18 protein-coding genes are annotated in these 20,937 nt (G+C 74.5%); 12 read left to right on the forward strand and 6 right to left on the reverse strand.

Annotation, left to right across the window (positions count from 1 at the left end; translation table 11 throughout):
- Positions 1-55 precede the first annotated feature (55 nt).
- Positions 56-1,327, reverse strand: coding sequence for an MFS transporter (locus MJ876_RS11985; protein WP_240236513.1), 1,272 nt, complete (start codon positions 1,325-1,327; stop codon positions 56-58).
- Between the two features lie 71 nt (positions 1,328-1,398).
- Between MJ876_RS11985 and MJ876_RS11990 the strand changes: the two genes are divergently transcribed.
- From MJ876_RS11990 to proB, 7 genes are all read left to right on the forward strand, one after another.
- The gene (locus tag MJ876_RS11990) at positions 1,399-2,580 is read left to right on the forward strand and encodes a winged helix DNA-binding domain-containing protein (RefSeq protein WP_240236514.1); all 1,182 of its coding nucleotides are present in this window, start codon (positions 1,399-1,401) and stop codon (positions 2,578-2,580) included.
- A 61-nt stretch (positions 2,581-2,641) separates the two neighbouring features.
- Positions 2,642-3,358, forward strand: a complete 717-nt coding sequence (locus MJ876_RS11995) for a TIGR03936 family radical SAM-associated protein (RefSeq protein ID WP_240236515.1) — start codon at positions 2,642-2,644, stop codon at positions 3,356-3,358.
- Between the two features lie 370 nt (positions 3,359-3,728).
- A complete protein-coding gene (locus MJ876_RS12000) occupies positions 3,729-7,181 on the forward strand; it encodes an Rne/Rng family ribonuclease (protein ID WP_374202469.1) in 3,453 nt (1,150 codons plus the stop codon).
- Positions 7,182-7,356: 175 nt separating this feature from the next.
- Positions 7,357-7,659, forward strand: coding sequence for a 50S ribosomal protein L21 (gene rplU, locus MJ876_RS12005; RefSeq protein WP_240236516.1), 303 nt, complete (start codon positions 7,357-7,359; stop codon positions 7,657-7,659).
- A gap of 54 nt (positions 7,660-7,713) precedes the next feature.
- Complete coding sequence (gene rpmA, locus MJ876_RS12010; RefSeq protein ID WP_240236517.1) at positions 7,714-7,968, forward strand: 50S ribosomal protein L27; 255 nt, start codon at positions 7,714-7,716, stop codon at positions 7,966-7,968.
- A gap of 116 nt (positions 7,969-8,084) precedes the next feature.
- On the forward strand, positions 8,085-9,671 hold the full coding sequence (obgE, locus tag MJ876_RS12015) for a GTPase ObgE (RefSeq protein ID WP_240236518.1): 1,587 nt from the start codon (positions 8,085-8,087) through the stop codon (positions 9,669-9,671).
- Positions 9,668-10,795 (forward strand): glutamate 5-kinase, encoded by a 1,128-nt coding sequence (proB, locus tag MJ876_RS12020; protein WP_240236519.1) that lies wholly within the window; start codon positions 9,668-9,670, stop codon positions 10,793-10,795. Before obgE ends, proB begins: the two co-directional genes overlap by 4 nt.
- Before the next feature lie 117 nt (positions 10,796-10,912).
- Here the strand turns inward: proB and MJ876_RS12025 are convergent, their stop codons facing one another.
- Complete coding sequence (locus tag MJ876_RS12025) at positions 10,913-11,833, reverse strand: DUF4394 domain-containing protein (RefSeq protein WP_240236520.1); 921 nt, start codon at positions 11,831-11,833, stop codon at positions 10,913-10,915.
- 171 nt (positions 11,834-12,004) lie between these two features.
- Here MJ876_RS12025 and MJ876_RS12030 point away from each other — a divergent pair, with 171 nt between their 5' ends.
- Genes MJ876_RS12030 through MJ876_RS22245 form a run of 4 tightly spaced genes read left to right on the forward strand, consistent with a single transcriptional unit; the run spans position 12,005 to position 16,388 of the window.
- Positions 12,005-12,994 carry an endonuclease/exonuclease/phosphatase family protein gene (locus MJ876_RS12030; protein WP_240236521.1) on the forward strand — a complete coding sequence of 330 codons (990 nt, stop codon included), beginning with the start codon at positions 12,005-12,007 and terminating at the stop codon, positions 12,992-12,994.
- Positions 12,995-13,027: 33 nt separating this feature from the next.
- On the forward strand, positions 13,028-14,224 hold the full coding sequence (locus MJ876_RS12035) for a cysteine desulfurase family protein (RefSeq protein ID WP_240236522.1): 1,197 nt from the start codon (positions 13,028-13,030) through the stop codon (positions 14,222-14,224).
- On the forward strand, positions 14,221-15,381 hold the full coding sequence (gene mnmA / locus MJ876_RS12040; RefSeq protein WP_240236523.1) for a tRNA 2-thiouridine(34) synthase MnmA: 1,161 nt from the start codon (positions 14,221-14,223) through the stop codon (positions 15,379-15,381). The genes MJ876_RS12035 and mnmA overlap by 4 nt, the downstream gene beginning before the upstream one ends.
- Positions 15,378-16,388 carry a methionine synthase gene (locus tag MJ876_RS22245; RefSeq protein WP_240236524.1) on the forward strand — a complete coding sequence of 337 codons (1,011 nt, stop codon included), beginning with the start codon at positions 15,378-15,380 and terminating at the stop codon, positions 16,386-16,388. Before mnmA ends, MJ876_RS22245 begins: the two co-directional genes overlap by 4 nt.
- 97 nt (positions 16,389-16,485) lie before the next feature.
- Here MJ876_RS22245 and MJ876_RS12050 read toward each other — a convergent pair whose 3' ends face one another.
- The 4 genes from MJ876_RS12050 to MJ876_RS12065 all read right to left on the reverse strand — a co-directional run bounded on the left by MJ876_RS12050 (position 16,486) and on the right by MJ876_RS12065 (position 20,066).
- Positions 16,486-17,496 (reverse strand): glycine betaine ABC transporter substrate-binding protein, encoded by a 1,011-nt coding sequence (locus tag MJ876_RS12050; RefSeq protein WP_240236525.1) that lies wholly within the window; start codon positions 17,494-17,496, stop codon positions 16,486-16,488.
- Positions 17,497-17,558: 62 nt separating this feature from the next.
- On the reverse strand, positions 17,559-18,389 hold the full coding sequence (locus MJ876_RS12055) for an ABC transporter permease (protein WP_240236526.1): 831 nt from the start codon (positions 18,387-18,389) through the stop codon (positions 17,559-17,561).
- Positions 18,389-19,417 carry an ABC transporter ATP-binding protein gene (locus tag MJ876_RS12060; protein ID WP_240236527.1) on the reverse strand — a complete coding sequence of 343 codons (1,029 nt, stop codon included), beginning with the start codon at positions 19,415-19,417 and terminating at the stop codon, positions 18,389-18,391. Before MJ876_RS12060 ends, MJ876_RS12055 begins: the two co-directional genes overlap by 1 nt.
- A complete protein-coding gene (locus MJ876_RS12065) occupies positions 19,410-20,066 on the reverse strand; it encodes an ABC transporter permease (protein ID WP_240236528.1) in 657 nt (218 codons plus the stop codon). The genes MJ876_RS12060 and MJ876_RS12065 overlap by 8 nt, the downstream gene beginning before the upstream one ends.
- 284 nt (positions 20,067-20,350) lie before the next feature.
- On the opposite strand from MJ876_RS12065, the gene MJ876_RS12070 reads away from it, so the two are divergent.
- On the forward strand, positions 20,351-20,908 hold the full coding sequence (locus tag MJ876_RS12070) for a type 1 glutamine amidotransferase domain-containing protein (RefSeq protein ID WP_240236529.1): 558 nt from the start codon (positions 20,351-20,353) through the stop codon (positions 20,906-20,908).
- The last annotated feature ends 29 nt before the right edge of the window (positions 20,909-20,937 follow it).

The raw sequence follows: 20,937 nt of genomic DNA on the forward strand, positions 1-20,937 counted from the left end.
GGGGGGCCTCCTTCGGCGCGCCGCCGACCGCGGCGGATCTCGCCGCGATCCGATCCTAGGAAGTCGCGGGGTTCTCGGCGGGCGTTTCGGACGATCCGTCACGCGCGTCGCGTGCGGCGAGCACGTCCTCGATGTGACCGGGTCGCCCGGCGACCAGCACGGAGGCCCCGAGGGGGAGGCTGCAGGCGAGCAGGAACAGCACGGGCAGCAGCCACCCGCCCGTGGTGTCGTGCAGCGCACCGACGGTGAGCGGTCCGGCGGCGGAGAGGATGTAGCCGCCGGACTGGCTGACCGCCGAGAGGCCCGAGGTGCCGGCGGCCGTGCGGCTGCGCAGACCGATGAGGACCAGCACGAGGGGGAACAGCGCGGCCCCCAGGCCGAGGGTGAGCGCGGCCGGCACGGCCAGGGTGTACGGCGCCAGGAGCACCATCGCGAACCCGATCGGGTAGCAGGCCCACACGGCCAGGCACAGCCGTACCTGGCTCTCGCGGCGTGCCGCTGCCCGGGGGAGCCAGATGGACGTCGGGATGCTCACGGCCGCCAGCAGCCCGACCAGGGCGCCGGCGGCGGTGGGGGAGTAGCCGGCCTCGCGCCACAGGAGCGGGAACCAGCCGAAGAGCGCGTAGGCCTGCAGCGCCTGGAACCCGAACATCACGACCATCGCGAGACCGAGGGGCGTCCGCAGCACCCGCCACAGGCTCACGGGGACCTCGTCGGCCGCGGCCTCGTCGGTGGCACCGCCCCGGCGGTCCTCGCCGAGCAGGAAGAACCAGGGGACGGCGCTGAGCAGCGCCACCACCGCCCACGCGCCGAGCCCCCAGCGCCACGACCCGCCGAGGTCCGCGATCGGCACCGTCAGCGTGAGGCTGGCGGTGAGGAACACCGCCAGGGCCGTCGTGTACGCCGCCGTGACGGCCCCGACCCGGTCGGGGAAGTGGTGCTTCACCAGCGCCGGCATCAGGACGTTGCCGGAGGCCATGCCCGCGAGCGCCAGCAGCGACAGGACCAGGAACGGCACGGCCGAGTCGACGAGCGCCCGGCCCGTCAGGCCGGCCACCAGCATGAGCAGGCTGACCAGCGTCAGGCGGTGCGCGCCCACCCGACGGGCGACCGCGGGCGACGCGACCCCGAACGCGGCGAAGGCGATGACGGGCAGGGAGGTGAGCAGGCCGGCGACCAGGCCGGACAGGCCCAGGTCCTCGCGCACCTCGGCGAGCACGGGCCCCACGCTGACGGCCGCCGGACGCAGGTTGACCGCGGCCGCGACGATCCCGGCCAGGACCAGCCACGGGGCCGCCGCACGGACTCCAGGACGGGTCGCAGGCACCGGTCGAGCATGTCACCCGGTCCCGTGCCCGTCGGGGGGACCCGGGTCCGCGGGGAACCTAGGCTGACGCCGTGCGGCACATCGACGACGCGGAGCGGCGGCGGCGGATCGCGGTCCGCCACGGCCTGGCCCCGGCGTACCGGGCGGGCGACCCGGTGGCCGCCACCCGGGCGATGACCGTCCTGCACGCGACCGAGCCGGCCAGCGTCCACCTCGCCGTCGCGGCTCGCACCGAGGGCGTGTCGGTCGCCGACGTCGACACCGCGCTGTACGAGGAGCGGAGCCTGGTCAAGCAGCTGGCGATGCGCCGCACCCTGTTCGTGTTCCCGCGCGACCTGCTGCCCGCCGCGTGGGGGAGCGCGTCCGCGCGGGTCGCGACCGCCGAGCTGAAGCGGCTCGCGGGCGACGTCGAGCGGGCGGGGGTGGCCGCGGACGGCGCCGCGTGGCTGGAGGGGGTCGCTCGCGAGGTGGTCGACCACCTCGCGGACGGCCGCGCCCTCGACGCCCGGACGCTCCGCGAGGAGGTCCCGGCGCTCGAGACCCGCACGGGACAGGGGACGGGGGCCTGGTCGCAGCTCGCGCCCGTCGCCTCCCGCGTGCTGACCCTGCTGGGCGCGCGCGGCGACCTGGTCCGCGGCCGCAACGCCGGTCACTGGCGCATCTCCCGTCCTGCGTGGACGTCGATGGTCGCGTGGCTCGGCTCCCCGGCCGAGCCGGCCGAGGAGCGGGAGGGCTACGCGGAGCTGGTCCGGCGTTGGCTGACCACCTTCGGACCCGGCACCGAGACCGACGTCGTCTGGTGGCTGGGCGCCACGAAGAGCGCCGTACGACGGGCGCTGGGCGACGTCGGCGCCGTGGAGGTCTCGCTCGACGGCGGCTCGACCGGCTGGGTGCTGCCCGACGACGCCGACCAGACCCCGGACCCGGGCCCCTGGGCCGCCCTGCTGCCGACGTTGGACCCCACGACGATGGGCTGGAAGCAGCGCGCCTTCCACCTCGACCCCGCCGACGTGCCCTACCTGTTCGACTCCAACGGCAACGGCGGCACGACGGCCTGGTGGAACGGCCGCGTCGTCGGCTGCTGGGTCCAGGACCCCGACGGCGCGGTGCGGGTCGTGCCGCGCGGGGACGTCGGCGACGACGCCCGACGGGCCCTCGACGCCGAGGCCGAGCGGCTCACCGCCTGGCTCGGCGGGGAGGTCGTCGGCACGGTCTACGCCTCGGCGATGATGAAGGGCGCCCGGCTGCCCTGAGGACGCCGAGGGCCACCGCCCTGGGCGTGGCGCCTGGCCGCGGTGCGTCAGACTGCTGGCCGTGCGAGACCAGCCCGAGCAGCAGGCGCCGCCCGTCCAGCGGCTCCGCGTGCGCTACGCGAAGCGCGGTCGGCTGCGCTTCGCGAGCCACCGCGACTTCAGCCGGGTCTTCGAGCGCGCGATCGCCCGCGCCGGCGTCCCCATGGCCTACTCCTCCGGCTTCCACCCCCACCCACGCATCTCCTACGCGGGGGCGGCCCCGACCGGCGCGGCCAGCGAGGCGGAGTACCTCGAGATCGGGTTGGCGGAGGTCCGGTCGACGGCCGAGGTGCAGGCCGCGCTCGACGACTCCCTGCCCGACGGGCTCGACGTGCTCGAGGTGGCCGAGTCGCCCGGCGGTGCCCTCGCCCCGCTGCTCGAGGCCAGCGTGTGGGACGTGCGCCTCGGCCCGGCCACCGGCCAGGAGGAGCTGGCGGCGGCGGTCGAGGCCCTGCTCGCGACCACGCAGGTCCTCGTCGAGAGGGTGACCAAGCGGGGCCCGCGGACCTTCGACGCGCGCGGCGCGGTGGTGTCCCTGCAGGCCCTCGCGGGCGCGGACGGCGACCCGCCCCGGCTGCGGCTGGTGCTGCGACACACCGAGCCGGCGGTGCGGGCCCAGGACGTCCTGAACGCGCTCACGGAGGTGTCAGGGACCGTCCTGGACCGCCCGCTGCTGACCCGCCTGGCCCAGGGCCCGCTGGCCGACGACGGCGCCGTCGGGGACCCGCTGGCGACCTGAGCCTGCCGGTCGGACGTCGCCGGTGTGCGATACTCGCCCGCAGGTCGCCGGGTCCGCCCGGCGCCCCGACGACGTTCTCGCCGGTGGTCGAAGGGCCACCGGCACACGGAGACGGATCGTCACCGGACCGCGACGCGGCCGGGTGCGTCGGTGACAGCGACGTGGCCGGTACGGCGACCGCGGCGGGTGCCGGACGTCGGCGTGACGCACCGCGGAGGGTGTCGTCGGCCACGAAGGCTTTGCGTCGCCCGGTCTCCCGAGACCCGGACGACCGGACCGGACCGGCGCCACCACCGGCCGGTCGAGGAGAGCAGTGCTCAACGACACCCCCGACGAGAACACCGGCACCGACACCGGCACCGACACCGAGGTGCAGGCCCCGGACGACACGGCGGCCGCCGCCGGCCCCGCGCCCCGCAAGCGCGCCACCCGCAGGACCTCCAAGAAGGCCGCTGCGACCTCCGAGGAGGCCACCGCGGACCCCGGTGCCCCCGAGGCCACCGCGGTCCCGGCGGCGACCGACGCCCCTGGGACGCCGGGGACCCCGGAGACCCCGGAGACCGACGTCCCCGCGCCGGCGCGGAAGGCGGCCAGGAAGGCCACGGCCCGCACGACCGCCAAGAAGACCGCGGCGAAGAAGACGACGGCGAGGAAGACCACCGCCAAGCGCACCACCCGCAAGACCGCTGCGGCCGACGAGGCGGGCGCGCAGGAGGCGCTGGCCCTCGAGGTGCCCGCCGAGGAGGTGCCGACGGCCGTCGACGACGCCGCGGCCCCGCAGACGCCGGGCGAGGCCCCCGGCGAGGGCCCCGCCGTGGGCGCCGAGACCCCCGCCGGCACACCCGCCGAGGACGCCGGGCCGGCTCCGCGGAAGACCACCCGCCGCTCGCGCAAGAAGGCCGCCGCCGCGCCCCTGTTCCAGGCCCCGGCACCCGTCGGGACCACCACCGAGGCGCCCGCCGAGACGGCTGCGGAGTCGGCTGCCCAGGACGCCCCCGCGCCGTCGTCCGCCCCGGAGCCGGCGACGGCGGAGGACGAGCTCGCCCTGCCCGTGGCCGAGACGGGCGACGAGCAGGTCGCCGACGACGCGCCCAAGCCGAGGAAGAAGTCCGGCGGCAAGAAGAAGTCGGGCTCCAAGAAGAAGAAGAAGGCCGACCCGGACGAGGCCGCGGCCGAGGACGCCGCGTCCGAGCCCGACCTCCGGGCCGAGCCGGTCGTGGTGGGCGTCTCCGACGACGCCGAGGCCGACGAGGCCGACGAGGCCGCGTCCGTGGAGGGCGCTGCCGCCGGGGACACCTCCGACGACCAGGCGGACACGTCGTCCTCCGACGACTCCGACGCCGATGCCGACTCCGACGACGACACCGGCGAGGGCGGGGGCCGGCGTCGCCGGCGCCGCCGAGGTGGTCGCCGTCGCCGCAAGGGCGGAGGCTCCGACGGCTCGGGCGACTCCGACGAGACGCGCGACGACACCGCCGAGCAGGAGTCGGCCAAGGCCGACGACGCCGACACGGGCGACGACGCCTCGCCCCGCGAGGAGTCGGGGGGCGGGAGCACCCGCCGCCGTCGCCGCCGCCGGGCAGGGGAGGCCGCCGACACCGACGACGCGGACCCCTCGACGGTCACCCGCGTCCGTCGCGCCCGCTCGCCCGAGGACGAGATCACCGCCGTCGCCGGGTCGACCCGTCTCGAGGCGAAGAAGCAGCGGCGCCGCGAGGGACGCGAGGCCGGCCGCCGTCGCGCGCCCATCGTCAGCGAGGCCGAGTTCCTCGCGCGCCGCGAGTCGGTGGACCGCTCCATGGTCGTGCGGCAGCGCGACGACCTCACGCAGATCGCCGTCCTGGAGGATGGCGTCCTGGTCGAGCACTACGTCGCCCGGGAGTCCCAGACCTCTCTCATCGGCAACGTCTACCTCGGCCGCGTCCAGAACGTGCTGCCCTCCATGGAGGCCGCGTTCATCGACATCGGCAAGGGCCGCAACGCCGTCCTCTACGCCGGCGAGGTGAACTGGTCGGCGCTCGGTCACAGCGAGGGCCAGCCCCGCAAGATCGAGTCGGTCCTCTCCAGCGGCCAGTCGGTCCTGGTCCAGGTCACGAAGGACCCGGTCGGCCAGAAGGGCGCGCGCCTGACCAGCCAGATCAGCCTCGCCGGGCGCTTCCTGGTCTACGTGCCCGACGGCACCACCAGCGGGATCTCCCGCAAGCTGCCCGACACCGAGCGGTCGCGCCTGAAGTCCCTGCTGAAGGAGATCGTCCCCGAGGGGGCGAGCGTCATCGTCCGTACCGCGGCGGAGGGTGCGACCGAGGAGCAGCTGACCCGGGACGTCGAGCGGCTGACCGCCCGCTGGGCCGACATCGAGTCGAGGACCAAGGGCGGCGCACCCGCCCTGCTGTACGGCGAGCCCGACCTCACCCTGAAGGTCGTGCGCGACCTGTTCACCGAGGACTTCGCCGAGCTCGTCGTGGACGGCGACGCCGCGTGGGACACCGTCCACGGCTACGTCGCCCACGTCGCGCCCGACCTGGAGGACCGCGTGGTCCGCCACGAGGTCGGCGAGACCGGCAAGGACGCCTTCGCCGTGAAGCGGATCGACGAGCAGATCGCGAAGGGCCTGGACCGCAAGGTCTGGCTGCCCTCCGGCGGCTCGCTGATCATCGACCGGACCGAGGCCATGACGGTCGTCGACGTCAACACGGGGAAGTTCACCGGCTCCGGGGGCAACCTCGAGGAGACGGTGACGAAGAACAACCTCGAGGCCGCGGAGGAGATGGTCCGCCAGCTCCGGCTGCGCGACATCGGCGGCATCATCGTCATCGACTTCATCGACATGGTCCTGGAGTCGAACCGCGACCTGGTCCTGCGCCGCCTGGTGGAGTGCCTGGGCCGGGACCGGACCCGCCACCAGGTCGCCGAGGTCACGAGCCTGGGGCTGGTGCAGCTCACCCGCAAGCGCATCGGGACGGGCCTGCTCGAGGCGTTCAGCGAGCCCTGCGAGTCGTGCGGCGGCCGGGGCCTGACGGTCCACGAGATGCCGGTCGAGCCGTCCGGCGGCAACGACGACGGCGACGGCCGCCGCGGCGGGCGCCGCCGCGGGGGCCGCAACCGCAACGGCGAGAACGGCAACGGCGGGAACGGCGGCACGAACGGGAACGGCAACACGAACGGCAACGGCGGCAACGGCGGCTCCGAGCAGCCGACACCGCCGCGCCCGACGCCCTCCCCGAGCTACGTCGCGGCCGTCGCGAAGCCGGAGAACGCCGACCGCGCCCCGCTGGACGTCGAGCCGGAGCAGCACGAGCCCACGGAGCCCACGGAGCCCAAGGAGCCCAAGGAGCCCACGGGCCGGCCGGCCCCGCAGGACCCCGCCGAGGTGACCGTCGACGAGCCGGTCGAGGACGTCGCCGAAGCGGCCCTCGTGGCCACCGAGGAGGCTCCCCAGGAACCGGCCGACGACGTCGCGGCGCCCCCGTCGCCCCGGTCGACCGAGCAGCAGCCCGAGCCGACCCAGCAGCCGGAGCCCGAGCAGCAGCCGGAGCCGACCCAGCAGCCCGAGCCCGAGCAGCAGCCCGAGCCGACCCAGCAGGTCGTCGACACGGCCCCGCGCACCGTCACGCGGACGACGACACGACGTCGCGCCGTCCGCCCCGCGGGCAGCCCCGAGGGGGCCACGGCGGCCGTCGTCGTGGCGGACCCCGCGGCCGCTCCGACCGTGACCACCGACGCGCCCCCGCCCCCGAAGGTGGTGACCACGACGCGCTCCCGGCGGGCCCGCCGTACGACGCCCACGGAGCTCGGGGACCGCGAGGACCACGGCGGCGCCTGAGGGCCGGGACCCGGGCCGGGGCCCCGACTTTGCAGGTCGTGGGTCCGGCTCGGTACCATCGTCTGTCGGTGCGTCCGCGCACCGTGCGTCTGCAGCGATCCGGGACCCCACTGTCGTGGCCGGGCCCGTGCGAGGCGCTGTGGACAGTTCAGGACTCGAGTTGGAGGAGACCGCGGTGTACGCGATCGTGCGCGCAGGCGCCAAGCAGCAGAAGGTCGCCGTCGGCGACGTCATCGAGATCGACAAGGTGGCGACCGAGGTCGGCGACACCCTGACGCTGCCGGTCGTGCTCGCCGTCGACGGCGACGACGTGACCGCCACCGGTCTCGACAAGGCGGCCGTCACGGTCGAGGTCCTCGGTGCCACCAAGGGCCCGAAGATCGTCATCCAGAAGTACAAGAACAAGACCGGCTACAAGAAGCGCCAGGGTCACCGCCAGAAGTACACCCAGGTCAAGGTCACCGACATCTCCCTCTGACCTCCCGGCCCCGCGGGGCCGGTCGGACTCCACCGAGCAGCGAAGGACACTGCCATGGCACACAAGAAGGGTGCGGCCTCCACCAAGAACGGCCGCGACTCCAACGCCCAGCGTCTGGGCGTCAAGCGTTTCGGCGGCCAGGCCGTCAACGCGGGCGAGATCCTCGTCCGTCAGCGCGGGACCCACTTCCACCCGGGCTCCGGCGTCGGCCGGGGCGGCGACGACACCCTGTTCGCCCTGCAGGCCGGTGCGGTGCAGTTCGGCACCCGCCGCGGCCGCAAGGTCGTGAACGTCGTCCCGGGCGAGTGACCTGACGCTCACCCAGACACCAGCACCGACGAAGGGCGTCCCGGTCACGGGGCGCCCTTCGTCGTCCTCCAGGCGCCGCTCCCGGCACCTCCGCACGCACCACTGAAAGGCTCGACATGGCCGTCCCCAGCTTCGTCGACCGGGTCCGGCTGCACGTGAGCGCCGGCCGCGGCGGCAACGGGGTCGCCTCCGTGCACCGCGAGAAGTTCAAGCCCCTCGGCGGCCCCGACGGCGGCAACGGGGGACCCGGCGGCTCGGTGATCCTCCGCGTCGACCCCGACCTGACGACGCTCGTCGAGTACCACCACGGCCCCCGTCGCACGGCGACCCACGGCGGCCACGGTGCCGGCGCCCACAAGAACGGCGCCCACGGCGACGACCTCGTGCTCACGGTCCCGGACGGCACGGTCGTCAAGGACGCCGCGGGCACGGTGCTCGCCGACCTCGTCGGGCCCGGCACCGAGATGGTCGTCGCCGAGGGTGGACGCGGCGGGCTCGGCAACGCCGCGCTGGCCTCGAAGAACCGCAAGGCCCCGGGCTTCGCGCTGCTCGGCGAGCCGGGCGAGGAGGCGGAGCTCGTCCTCGAGCTCAAGGTCGTCGCGGACGTCGGCCTCGTCGGCTTCCCCAGCGCGGGCAAGTCCAGCCTGATCGCCGCCCTCTCGCGGGCCCGGCCGAAGATCGCCGACTACCCCTTCACCACGCTCGTGCCGAACCTCGGCGTCGTCACGGCGGGCAGCACCACGTTCACGGTGGCCGACGTCCCCGGTCTCATCGAGGGCGCGAGCCAGGGCCGGGGCCTCGGTCACGAGTTCCTCCGCCACGTCGAGCGGTGCGCCGCACTGGTGCACGTCATCGACACCGCCAGCATCGAGCCGGGGCGCAACCCGGTCGACGACCTCGACGTCATCGAGCACGAGCTCGCCGAGCACGGGGGCCTCGAGGACCGCCCGCGCCTGGTCGCCCTGAACAAGGTCGACGTCCCCGACGGCCGCGACATCGCCGAGATGACCGCCGCGGACCTGCGCGACCGCGGGCTGCGGGTCTTCGAGGTGTCCGCCGCCTCGGGGGAGGGCCTGCGGGAGCTGTCGTTCGCGATGGCCGGCATCGTCCGTGCCGCCCGCGAGGCCGCCCCCTCCACCGCGCCCACCCGGATCGTCCTGCGTCCCACCGTCACGGTGCCCGGCGGTCCGGAGTTCGACGTCGTCGAGACCGACGAGGGCTGGCGCGTGCGCGGCACGAAGCCGGAGCGCTGGGTGCGGCAGACGGACTTCTCCAACGAGGAGGCCGTCGGGTTCCTCGCCGACCGCCTGGACCGCCTGGGGGTCGAGGCCCGGTTGCTCGAGCTCGGTGCGGAGGAGGGCGACGCCGTCCTCATCGGCCCCGAGTCCGACAGCGTCGTCTTCGACTTCAAGCCCGGTGTCGCCGCGGGCGCCGAGATGCTCGGCCGTCGGGGCGAGGACCAGCGCTTCACCGAGGAGCGGCCCGCCGCCGCCCGCCGCCGTTCCATCCAGGAGGGCTACGAGGAGCGCGACGAGGTCGAGACCCGGGCGGACGTCGCCCGCCGCTACGACGAGGAGCAGCGCGAGCAGCGGGCCGCGCGCAAGGGCCGTGACCTCGGCCGCCAGAACCTGCCGCACCGCGGCCCCACGTCGTACGAGATCGGGTCGGCCGACGACCCGGACCGGGTCGAGGACGACGGGTGACCGTGCCGGCCGGCGCACGGCCGGAGGTGGTCGCGGCCCGGCGGGTCGTGGTCAAGGTCGGCTCGTCGTCGCTGACCACCGCCGCCGGCGGCCTCGACCCGCAGCGGCTCACCGCGCTGGTGGACGCGCTGGTCTCGGCGCGGGTCCGGGGGGCGGAGGTCGTGCTGGTCTCCTCCGGCGCGATCGCGGCCGGTCTCGCCCCGCTCGGGATGACCCGCCGCCCGACGCAGCTCGCGCTGCAGCAGGCGGCGGCGTCCGTGGGGCAGGGCCTGCTGGTGCGCCACTACACCGAGGCGCTCGCCCGGCACGGCATCGTCGCCGGCCAGGTGCTGCTGACGGTGGACGACGTGGTGCGCCGCACGCACTACCGCAACGCCCACCAGGCGCTCGACAAGCTGCTGGCGCTGGGCGTGCTGCCCGTCGTCAACGAGAACGACACCGTGGCCACGACCGAGATCCGGTTCGGCGACAACGACCGGCTCGCCGCCCTCGCCGCCCACCTCGTCCACGCCGACCTGCTGGTGCTGCTGTCCGACGTCGACGGTCTGTACGACGGCGACCCGTCGCGGCCCGGCACCTCCCTCGTGCCGCGGGTCCGCGGCGAGGGTGACCTCGCGTCCGTGCGGATCGGCAGCACCGGGGCCGCGGGCGTCGGCACCGGCGGCATGACGACCAAGGTGGAGGCCGCCCGGATCGCGACGGGCGCCGGCATCCCCGTCGTCCTGACCTCCGCCGACCGCGCCGCGGCCGCGCTGGCGGGGGAGGAGGTGGGCACCCTCTTCGAGCCCACCGACCGGCGACGACCGACGCGACTGCTGTGGCTGCGCCACGCCACGGAGCCCGCCGGCGCGATCCACCTCGACGCCGGTGCCGTCCGGGCGGTGACCGAGCGGGGCGCGTCCCTGCTGCCGGTCGGGGTGACCGGGTGCGGCGGCGACTTCGTCGCCGGCGACCCCGTCGACCTGCTGGCCCCCGACGGCACCCCCGTCGCCCGCGGCCTCGCGAACTACGACGCCGCCGAGCTGCCCGCCATGGTCGGCCGTTCCACCACCGACCTGGCCGCCGAGCTCGGCTCGTCGTACGAGCGCGAGGTCGTGCACCGCGACGACCTCGTGGTGCTGTAGCGCCGGACCGTCGCCCGCGGCATCCGGCCGCACCCCCGGGGACACGGCGAGGGCCGGTGGGGGAGTCCCCACCGGCCCTCGCGCTGTGGTGCCGGGTCCTGCGTCAGCCCCCTGGGATCAGGGCAGCGGGGTGGTGCTCGCCGGGAGCTCGATGGCGAGGTCGCCCACGCGGCGGTTGAGCGGGAACTCGCCGACCGGCGCGGCCTGCCCGGTCGTGAGGTTCACGCGGAACAGCAGGCGACGGTTGTCGCGCTGGGTGACGGCGTAGCCGGAGTTGTCGGTCGTCGCCCCCTTGTTGTCGGTGGCGCTGTAGATGTCGAACGACGTGTCCGGGCCGAAGTTCCGGCGCAGGCCACCCACCGGCGACAGCGAGCCCTGGTTGGCCGGGGCCTGGACGGCCAGGTTGCGCAGGGTCGGGTTGATGTCGAGCAGCGTGGTGCCGGTCAGGGTGGAGTTGTCGTTGTTCGTGTACGCCGCGGCGGTCACGCCGGTGACCGGGGCGGGCGGGACGGCGCCGTTGTTGAGGTTGCCGTCGGCGACGGTGGTCGCCACCTCGGGGCCGCTGAAGGTGACCCGCAGGTTCTGCGAGGAGTCGGACACGATGCGCAGGGCGTCGGCGGCCGGGTTGAAGTCGACGCCGAACTGCTCGCCCGACAGCGCCACGGTCAGCGCGCCCACGGAGGTCGCGGTCTGGTCGGCCGGGTCGATGATGTAGACGCCGCCGCCGTTGCCGACGCCGTACAGGTCGCCGCTGGACGGGCGGACGTCGATGCCGATGAGCTCGGTGTCGCCCTCCTCGTAGCCGGTGATCGGGCCGAGGCGCTGCACGTCGCGGGGGTCGTCGAGGGAGAAGCTGGCCAGGGCCCCACCCAGCAGCACACCGTAGGCACGGGTGCCCGCGGGGGCCTCCGAGCTCGCGGAGGTGCGGAAGTCGGCGCCAGCGGTCGCCGCCGGGGCGGCGGTCGCGCTGGGGGCGAGGACGGCGGCGCCGAGGGCGGCAGCCGCGAGGCCGGTGAGCAGACGGGTCGGTCGGTTCATGGTCATCCCTTCGAGTCGTCGGGATGCCCGGTCCACCGGACATCCCAGGATGGTGCACCGCGTCCGGCGCACCACAGGGAACAACGTCCCATGGGGTCTGTTCGTCACCCTCGGCCGCGCGGATGGGCCGTCAGGGTGATCGGTTTTCCCGTCCTCGCTACCGTCGGCGCCATGACGCGGCGGGTCGGCCCCTGGCTGGTGCTGGCGGTGCTCCTGGTGCCCGCCGTCGTCCTCACCGTGGCCCGTCTCGGCGACCCGCCCTGGGTGCTCGTCGTGCAGTACGCGGCGTTCACCCCGTTCGCGATGCTGCTCTACGCCGCGGCGCTGGTGGTGCTCCTGCTGGCGGCGGCGCGGATGGCCGCCGGCCGGGCGCGCTGGGCCACGTGGGTCGGGACCGTGCTCGTCGGGGCGGCGCTCGCCCTCCACGTGGCGTGGTTCGCCCCGCAGCTCGTGGGCGCGCAGGCGGACCCGCCGCGCGGCGCGACCCCGCTGCGCGTGATGACGGCGAACCTGCTGCGGGGCGACGGCCGGGTCGCCGACGTCCTCGACGCGGCGCGCGAGGACAGGACCGACGTCGTCGTGCTGCCCGAGGCCACCCGGGCCACCGAGCGGGCGCTGGACCGCCTCGACGCCGACGCCACGTGGCCGCACCGGGCGGGCCGGGCCGGGCGCGACATCGAGGGCAACCTCGTCCTGTCGCGCTACCCCCTGCGCGACGAGCGCCAGCTCGGCACCAGGCTGGACTCGCTGTCGTTCACGCTCGCCGCCCCGGGCGGGCCGGTGCGGATGGTCGCCGTCCACCCGATCGCGCCGTACGAGGGGGCGCGACGGTGGCGGGAGGACCACCGGCTCATCCTCGACGCGGTGCGCCGCACCGAGCCGGACGTCGTCCTCGGCGACTTCAACGCCACGATGGACCACGCCCCGATGCGTCGTCTGCACGACGAGGGCCTCCGCACGGCCACCGAGGTCGCCAACGAGGGATGGCGACCCACGTGGCCCGTCAACGGGCTGTTCTCGCTGGGCCCGGTGCCCCTGCCCCGGTCGGCGGAGATCGACCACGTCCTGGTCTCCGACCGCGTCGCCGTCCTCGGCACGGAACGTCACGACGTCGCGGGCAGCGACCACCTCGCCCTCGCGGCGGACCTCCGGCTGGGCTGACCCACAGCCCGCCGTCGTAGGCTGGCGGGTGTCATGAGTACCCACCGGACCGGCACCGTCTACCTGGACCACGCGGCGTCGACGCCGATGGTGGACGAGGCGGTGGACGTCATGACCGACCTGCTCGGGCGGCTCGGCAACCCCTCCTCCCTGCACGCCTCGGGACGCCGCGCGCGCCGCGTCGTCGAGGAGTCGCGGGAGCAGCTCGCGGCCGCGGTCGGCTGCCGGCCGGCCGACGTCGTCTTCACCTCCGGCGGCACCGAGTCCGACAACCTGGCGGTGAAGGGTCTCGCCTGGGCCCGGCGTGCCGCGGACCCGAGGCGTCGGCGGGTGCTGACCGGCGCGACCGAGCACCACGCCGTGCTCGACCCGGCCCACTGGCTGGCCGAGGCCGGCGAGGCGGAGCACGTGCTGCTGGACGTCGACCGGCAGGGCCGCCTCGACCTGGACGCCCTGGAGGCCGCGCTGGAGGCCGACCCGGCGTCGGCGGCGCTGGTGTCGGTGATGTGGGCCAACAACGAGGTGGGAACCGTCCAGCCGCTCGCGGAGGTCGTCGCGCTGGCCCACCGCCACGGCGTGCCGGTCCACACCGACGCCGTCCAGGCGCTGGGTGCGCTCGAGGTCGACCTGACCACCCTCGGCGTCGACGCCACGACCCTGTCCGCCCACAAGGTCGGCGGCCCGTACGGCGTGGGTGCGCTGGTGTGCCGCCGGGAGGTCGGCCTGGTCCCGCTCGTCCACGGGGGCGGTCAGGAGCAGGACCTGCGCAGCGGCACGGTCGACGCCCCCTCGATCGCCGCCTTCGCGACCGCAGCCGCCCTGGCCGTCGAGCGCCGCGCCGCGCACGCGGCCCGGCTCGCCGCGCTGCGCGACGACCTGGTCGCCCGGGTCCGGGCCGCCGTCCCGGACGTCGTGCTGAACGGGCCGGGCGCGGGCGGGGAGCGCCTGCCCGGGGTGGCCCACCTGACGTTCCCCGGCTGCGAGGGCGACTCGCTGCTGATGCTGCTCGACGCGCGGGGGATCGAGTGCTCGACCGGCTCCGCCTGCTCGGCGGGCGTGCCGCAGGCCTCCCACGTGCTCCTCGCCATGGGCTGCGACGACGCCGCGGCCCGGGGCTCGCTGCGCTTCTCGCTCGGCCACGACTCCACCGCCGCCGACGTCGCCGCCCTCGGCGACGAGATCGGCTCCGTCGTCGACCGCGCCCGCGCGGCCGGTCGGGCGGCCTCGTGAGGGTCCTCGCCGCGATGTCCGGCGGCGTGGACTCGGCGGTCGCCGCGGCGCGCGCCGTCGACGCCGGCCACGACGTGACCGGGGTGCACCTCGCGCTGTCCCGCAACCCCGCGTCGTACCGGTCGGGGGCGCGGGGCTGCTGCACGATCGAGGACGCCAACGACGCCCGCCGGGCGGCCGACGTCCTCGGCATCGCCTTCTACGTCTGGGACATGAGCGAGGAGTTCCACGCCGGGGTCGTCACGGACTTCCTCGACGAGTACGCCGCCGGTCGCACCCCCAACCCGTGTCTGCGGTGCAACGAGAAGGTCAAGTTCGCCGCCGTGCTGGACCGTGCGCTCGCCCTCGGCTTCGACGGCGTCGTCACCGGGCACTACGCGCGGCTCGTGGACGGTCCGGACGGCCCGGAGATGCACCGGGCGGTCGACCCGGGCAAGGACCAGTCGTACGTGCTCGGGGTCCTCGAGGCCCCGCAGCTCGCCCACGCCGTCTTCCCGCTCGGCGGGTCGACCAAGACCGAGGTGCGCGCCGAGGCCGCGCGCCGCGGGCTCCTGGTGGCCGACAAGCCCGACAGCCACGACATCTGCTTCGTCGCCGACGGCGACACCCGCGGGTGGCTGTCCGAGAAGCTCGGCGACGCCGCACCGCACCGCACCGGTGAGCTGGTGGACGACGTCACCGGCGAGGTCCTCGGCCACCACGACGGCTCCTGGGGCTACACCGTCGGGCAGCGCAAGGGGCTGCGCATCGGGCGGCCCGCGGCGGACGGCCGGCCCCGCTTCGTGCTCGACATCGAGCCGGTCGCCGGGACCGTGCGCGTCGGCGGGCGGGAGCGCCTCCGCGTCACCCGGCTGACCTGCGACCGGCCACGGTGGTGCGGTGCGGCTCCCGCCGGGACCCTGCGCGGCAGCGTGCAGCTGCGCGCCCACGGCCGGGACCACGCGGCCACGGTGCGCGTCGAGGGGGACCGGGTGGACGTCGTCCTGCACGACCCGGCCGAGGGGATCGCGCCCGGCCAGGCGGCGGTCGTGTACGACGGCACCCGGGTGGTGGGTTCCGCGACGATCGTCGCGACCGACCGGGCCGAGCAGGCCGCGCTCCTGGACGCCGGCACGGTCACCGACCCGGTGGGCGGCCCCGTGAGCGGCCCCGCGTGACGCGGTCGACGGGCGTCGGGTCCTGGCCCGGCGACGACGCCGCGGGCGACGGCGCCGACTTCGCCGAGGCGCTGCGTGTCGTGCTCGGCGAGCTCGACCTGCCGCACCTGCCGGAGCTGCCCGGGCGCGGCGCGCACGCCGCGCTGACGGGCCGCGGCCTCGCTGTGCTGGCCGAGCTCGGCGCCGACCTGCAGCCGTCGGGCTGGCGCCTGACCGGGGGAGGCCCCGGCACCTCCGGGGTCGACCACCGCCGCGCCCGCAGCCTGCTCGCGCAGGACCTCGACGCGCTGGAGGAGCAGGCCCAGGGCCTCACCGGTGCCGTCAAGGTGCAGGTGGCCGGCCCCTGGACCCTCGCGGCCACCGTCGAGCGCCCGCGCGGCGACGTCCTGCTCGCCGACCACGGGGCGCGCCGGGAGCTGGCGCAGGGCCTCGCCGAGGGGGTGGGCGCCCACGTCGCCGACGTGCTCAGACGCGTGCCGGGGGCGACGGAGGTCGTCGTCCAGCTCGACGAGCCGGCGCTGCCCGCCGTGCTCGCCGGGGCCGTGCCGACCGTGTCGGGGATCGGGCGGCACCGCACGATCCACCCGCCCGAGGCCTCCGCGCTGCTGGAGGAGGTGCTCGGGGCGGTCACCGCGGCGGGCGGCACCCCGTGGGTGCACTGCTGCGCGCCCGACGCGCCGCTGGGCCTGCTCCGCGGCGCCGGCGCCGGTGGTCTGGCCGTCGACCTCGGCCTGCTGGACGCGACCGGCCACGACGCCCTGGCCGCCGCGCTGGAGGACGGCGCGACGGCCGTGCTCGGCGTGCTGCCCGGCACCGGCGCCGAGCCGGGCACGTCGCAGACGGCGGTCGTCGAGCGCGTCGAGCGGTGGTTCGAGATGACCGGCCTCGACCTGGGCGCGATGTCCGGCCAGGTCGCGCTCAGCCCGTCCTGCGGCCTGGCGGGCGCGACGTACGCCGCGGCGCGGCAGGCCTGCACCCTCCTCGCCGGGGCCGCCCGCTCGCTGTAGGCGCGGGTGCTCCGGCGGGGCCGGTGCGACCCCGGGGACGACGACGGGCCGCCCCCCAGGGGGACGGCCCGTCGTGTGGTGGTGCTGCCGGTGGGGCTCAGCCCTCCTGCGCGAAGCCCGCCTCGAGGAGGTAGTCGTTGGCGATCTGCGTCTCCGACTGACCGTCCGCCGACTTGCGGGTGTTCAGGTCCTGCATGACCTCGGTGGTGAGGGACTCCGCGAGCGGCGCGAGGGCCTCGAGGACCTCGGGGTGCTCGTCGTTGTACTCGACGGAGGTGACGGGCACGCCGTTGTAGAGCGGGAAGAACGACTGGTCGTCCTCGAGCACCACCAGGTCGTTCGCGGCGATGCGGCCGTCGGTGGTGAAGATCTCGCCGAAGTCGCAGTTGCCCTGGGCGATCTGCGTGTAGATGACGCCGGTGCCGAGGCTCTGCTCGTCACCGCCGGTCACGTCGTACGCACGCTTGAAGCCCGGGTAGCCGTCGGGACGGTTGGCGAACTCGGCCTCGACGCAGACGGTCGCGTCCGGGTTCTCGTCGATGTAGGCCGCCATGTCGGAGTGCGTGGCGATGCTGTTCTCCTCGGCGAACTCCGAGGTCACGGCGAACGCGTAGGTGTTGTTGAACGGCGACAGCGGGCCCCACACGACGCCGTTCTCGACGTCGGCCTCCTTGACGGCCTCGTACTGCTCGACCGGGTCGAAGATCGGCTCGTCGTTGCCGAGGTAGTTGATCCACCCGGTGCCGGTGTACTCCCACATGATGTTGTTGTCGCCGCGGATGATCTTCTCGCGCGCGGCGGTGGAGCCCTGGGTGTTCAGGTCGGTCTCGTTGTCCGCGCCCCACAGGCACAGGTACTGCGAGGTGAGCTCGCCGAGGATCAGCTGCTCGTCGAAGTCCTTCGAGCCGACGACGACCGGGACGTCGGTGAGGCCCTCGGGGTCGATGTCGTCGCCCGCGACGAGCCCGTTGCAGTCACCGCCGGCGACCTGGTTGCCGACCGAGGAGTCCTCGTCGAGGCCGCAGCCCGCGAGCCCGACGGCGAGCGCGGTCGCGCCGAGCCCGGCGACGAGGCGGCGCGTGCGCCGCGAGGTGAGGTGGATGGTCATGAGGGTGGTCCCTTCGAGGTGGTGACGCGTGAACGTGAGGCTCTGACGGGTGTGGGGTGGGCTCAGCGGACCCCGCGCGGGGTCGCCGCGCGCTGGAGGATCCCGGCCAGCCAGTCCAGGAACAGGGCCAGGACGGCGATGATCACGGCGATGGCCAGGGTGGCCGCCGCGCGGTCGGTCTTGATGCTGGCGATCAGCTGCTGGCCGAGACCGCCGGCGTTCAGGAAGGCGCCCAGCGGCACGGTGGCGACCGCCAGGATCAGGGCGGTCCGGGCGCCGGCACCGATGATCGGGACGGCGAGCGGGAGCTCGACCCGCAGGAGCACGGCCATGGGCGACATGCCCATGCCCTTGGCGGCGTCGAGCACGCCCTTGTCGACCTGCTGCAGGCCCGCGATGGTGTTGCGGAGCACGGACAGCAGGGCGTAGCCGGTCAGGATGACGACCACGGCCCAGAAGCCGGTGTAGTAGATGCCGACGAGGGCCAGGAGCCCGAGGCTCGGCGCCGCCTGGCCGAAGTTCGCGACCGCGAGCACGATCGGGGCGAGGAACTTGGTCCGCTCCCGGGTGACGAGCACGCCGAGCGGCACGGCGATCAGCACCACCAGGATGGCGATGGTGAACGCGATGTAGACGTGCTCGATGGTGGCGCTGACGATCGCGTCCGTCGCGAGGATGTTGACGGAGATGTTGTCGAGGGTCTGGCCCTGGACCCACACGTAGAGCGCGACCAGGGTCGCCAGGAGGACGATCGGCAGCACGGCGTCGCGCGGGGTGACGATCCGCTGCGCCTGCGTGGGCCGGGGGCCGCCCCCGGTGCCCTCGTAGACGTCGACGTCGTCGGCGGCCGCCTCGGCGTGGGTGGCGGGCGCGGGGCCCAAGGTGTCGGTCATCAGCGGGCCTGCCCGGCCTCGCTGCGGCCCACGCGCGCCAGGATCGACTGGACCGACACCGACCCGGTGACCCGGCCGCCGTCGACCACGGGGATCGAGTCGAGCCCCTTGCCGACCATGGTGTCGAGGGCGTGGTGCAGGTTGTCCTCGGGCGTCACCGAGACGTCGCCCGCGGCACCGGTGGCCGGCTCCAGCGGCACGCTCGAGACCGGCTCGAAGTAGAGGCGCTTCAGGGCCGCGCCCTCGCCGATGAAGCCGGAGACGAAGTCGTCCGCCGGGTTCGCGAGGATGTTCTCCGGGGTGTCGTACTGGGCGATCTGCGAGCCCTCCCGCAGGACGGCGATGCGGTCGCCCAGCTTGAGCGCCTCGTCGAAGTCGTGGGTGACGAAGACGATGGTCTTCTTCAGCGTCTTCTGCAGGGTGCGGAACTCCTCCTGCAGCCGACCGCGGGTGATCGGGTCGACGGCGCCGAAGGGCTCGTCCATGAGCATGATCGGCGGGTCCGCGGCGAGGGCGCGGGCGACGCCCACGCGCTGCTGCTGACCACCCGAGAGCTGCCGGGGGTAGCGGTCGCGGTACTGCTCGGGGTCGAGGCCGACCACGGTCAGCATCTCGTCGACGCGCTTCGCGATGCGCTTCTTGTCCCAGCCCAGCAGCTTCGGCACGAGCGCGACGTTCGAGGCGATCGTGAGGTGCGGGATGAGGCCGATCTGCTGGATGACGTACCCGATGCGCCGGCGCAGCGTGGTGTCGTTGAGGGAGGCGACGTCCTCGCCGTCGATCTCCACGACCCCGTCGCTGGGGGCGATCATCCGGTTGATCATCCGCATGGTCGTCGTCTTGCCGCAGCCCGAGGGCCCGACGAAGACCACGATCTCCCCGGCGGGGATCTCCATGTCGACGGCGTCGACGGCGGCCTTCTCGGTGCCGGGGTAGCGCTTGGTCAGCTTCTTGAGGGAGATCGGCACCCCGTGCGTCGACTCGGCCGACGACCCGGAGCTGGACTTCTCGATGGTCTGCTCAGACACGGACACCTCTCGGGGTGGTGAAGCGGCGGACGAGGACGAAGACGGCGTCGAAGAAGAGCGCGACGGCGGCCACGAAGATCACGCAGGCGAGGGCCTGGTTGCCGGTGTTGACCGACCCCAGGTTGTTGAGGGCGTTGAAGCCGAAGATCCCGAGCCCGAAGTCGGTGACGTAGGCGGCGATCGCGAGGATGCCGATGGTCAGCTGGGTCGAGACGCGCAGGCCGGCGAGGATGACGGGCCAGGCGATCGGGAAGCGGATCTGCCACAGCATCCGGAACGAGCCGACGCCCATGCCCTTGGCGGCGTCGATGACGGCCGGGTCGGCGGCCTGGAGACCGACGATCGCGTTGCGGGTGATCGGCAGGAGCCCGTACATCACGACCACCGGGATCAGGGTCAGCAGGGCGTTGCCGGTCAGGGAGAACACGAAGCCGAACATGGCCACCGACGGGATCGTGAAGAGGATCGCGATGACGGCGATGGAGATGTTGGGCAGCGTCACGTAGCGGTAGGTCAGCAGCGCGATGGTGAGCCCGACCAGCGCGGCGAGGCCGACGCAGTAGATCGAGAGCAGGAAGTGCTGCTGGACGCGGAAGATGATGTCGAGCTGGTTCTGGGAGAGCCACTCGCCGAACGGGAGACCGGTCACGGGGCCACCTCGCGGACGAGCCGGAGGCCGTGCAGGTCGCAGGGCTCGCGGTGGGGGCGTTGAACGGTCACGGTCCTCCAGGTGACTCGACAGCAGTGCTGGACGGTGTGGGACGTCGTACGAGTCCAACGATCGGCCGGACGGTGGGAAAGATAGACCACGATCGGCGCCGGACCAGGGAAGCGAACCCATCCGTGACGAGTTCGTGACGATGCGGTCTAGACCATCGGGTACCCCGAGGGCGACCCCCGACCAGCTGACGCACGACCACCGAGAGGACTGCCATGGCCGACCTGACCGGCAAGAGGATCGCCATCATCGCGACGAGCCACTTCGAGGAGGCGGAGCTCGTGCAGCCCCGTGACGAGCTGAGGAAGCTCGGTGCCGAGGTGAAGGTCTACTCCACCTCGACCGACCCGATCCAGGCCGTCGAGGGCGACACGGACCCGACGCAGAAGGTCGAGGTGGACGGCACCTTCGCGGACGTGGACGTCGCCTCGGTCGACGCCGTCGTGGTGCCGGGCGGCACGGTGAACGCGGACACGATCCGCACCGACGAGACCGCCCAGAAGATCGTCCAGGACGCCACCGCCGCGGGGAAGCCCCTGGCCGTGATCTGCCACGCCCCGTGGCTGCTGGTCTCGGCCGGCCTCGCGAAGGGCCGTCGCCTCACCAGCTACAGCTCGCTGGTGGACGACCTGCGCAACGCGGGCGCCGAGTGGGTCGACGAGGAGGTCGTCGTCGACGGCACCCTCATCACCAGCCGGAACCCGAACGACATCCCGGCCTTCATCGACGCCATCTCCCGCTCGCTGGTGGCCACGGACGCCGGCGACGCCTGAGTCGGCCGCACACCGCCCCACGCGGCCCG

This window comes from Nocardioides sp. CFH 31398, from assembly GCF_022436705.1.
Taxonomy (GTDB): domain Bacteria; phylum Actinomycetota; class Actinomycetes; order Propionibacteriales; family Nocardioidaceae; genus Nocardioides.

Coding starts and splice junctions, on each gene's coding strand:
- MJ876_RS12055 (WP_240236526.1), bottom strand. CDS start 18,389: ATGACCGACACCTTGGGCCCCGCGCCCGCCACCCACGCCGAGGCGGCC.
- MJ876_RS12070 (WP_240236529.1), top strand. CDS start 20,351: ATGGCCGACCTGACCGGCAAGAGGATCGCCATCATCGCGACGAGCCAC.
- rpmA (WP_240236517.1), top strand. CDS start 7,714: ATGGCACACAAGAAGGGTGCGGCCTCCACCAAGAACGGCCGCGACTCC.
- obgE (WP_240236518.1), top strand. CDS start 8,085: ATGGCCGTCCCCAGCTTCGTCGACCGGGTCCGGCTGCACGTGAGCGCC.
- MJ876_RS12030 (WP_240236521.1), top strand. CDS start 12,005: ATGACGCGGCGGGTCGGCCCCTGGCTGGTGCTGGCGGTGCTCCTGGTG.
- MJ876_RS12050 (WP_240236525.1), bottom strand. CDS start 17,496: ATGACCATCCACCTCACCTCGCGGCGCACGCGCCGCCTCGTCGCCGGG.
- MJ876_RS12035 (WP_240236522.1), top strand. CDS start 13,028: ATGAGTACCCACCGGACCGGCACCGTCTACCTGGACCACGCGGCGTCG.
- MJ876_RS12025 (WP_240236520.1), bottom strand. CDS start 11,833: ATGAACCGACCGACCCGTCTGCTCACCGGCCTCGCGGCTGCCGCCCTC.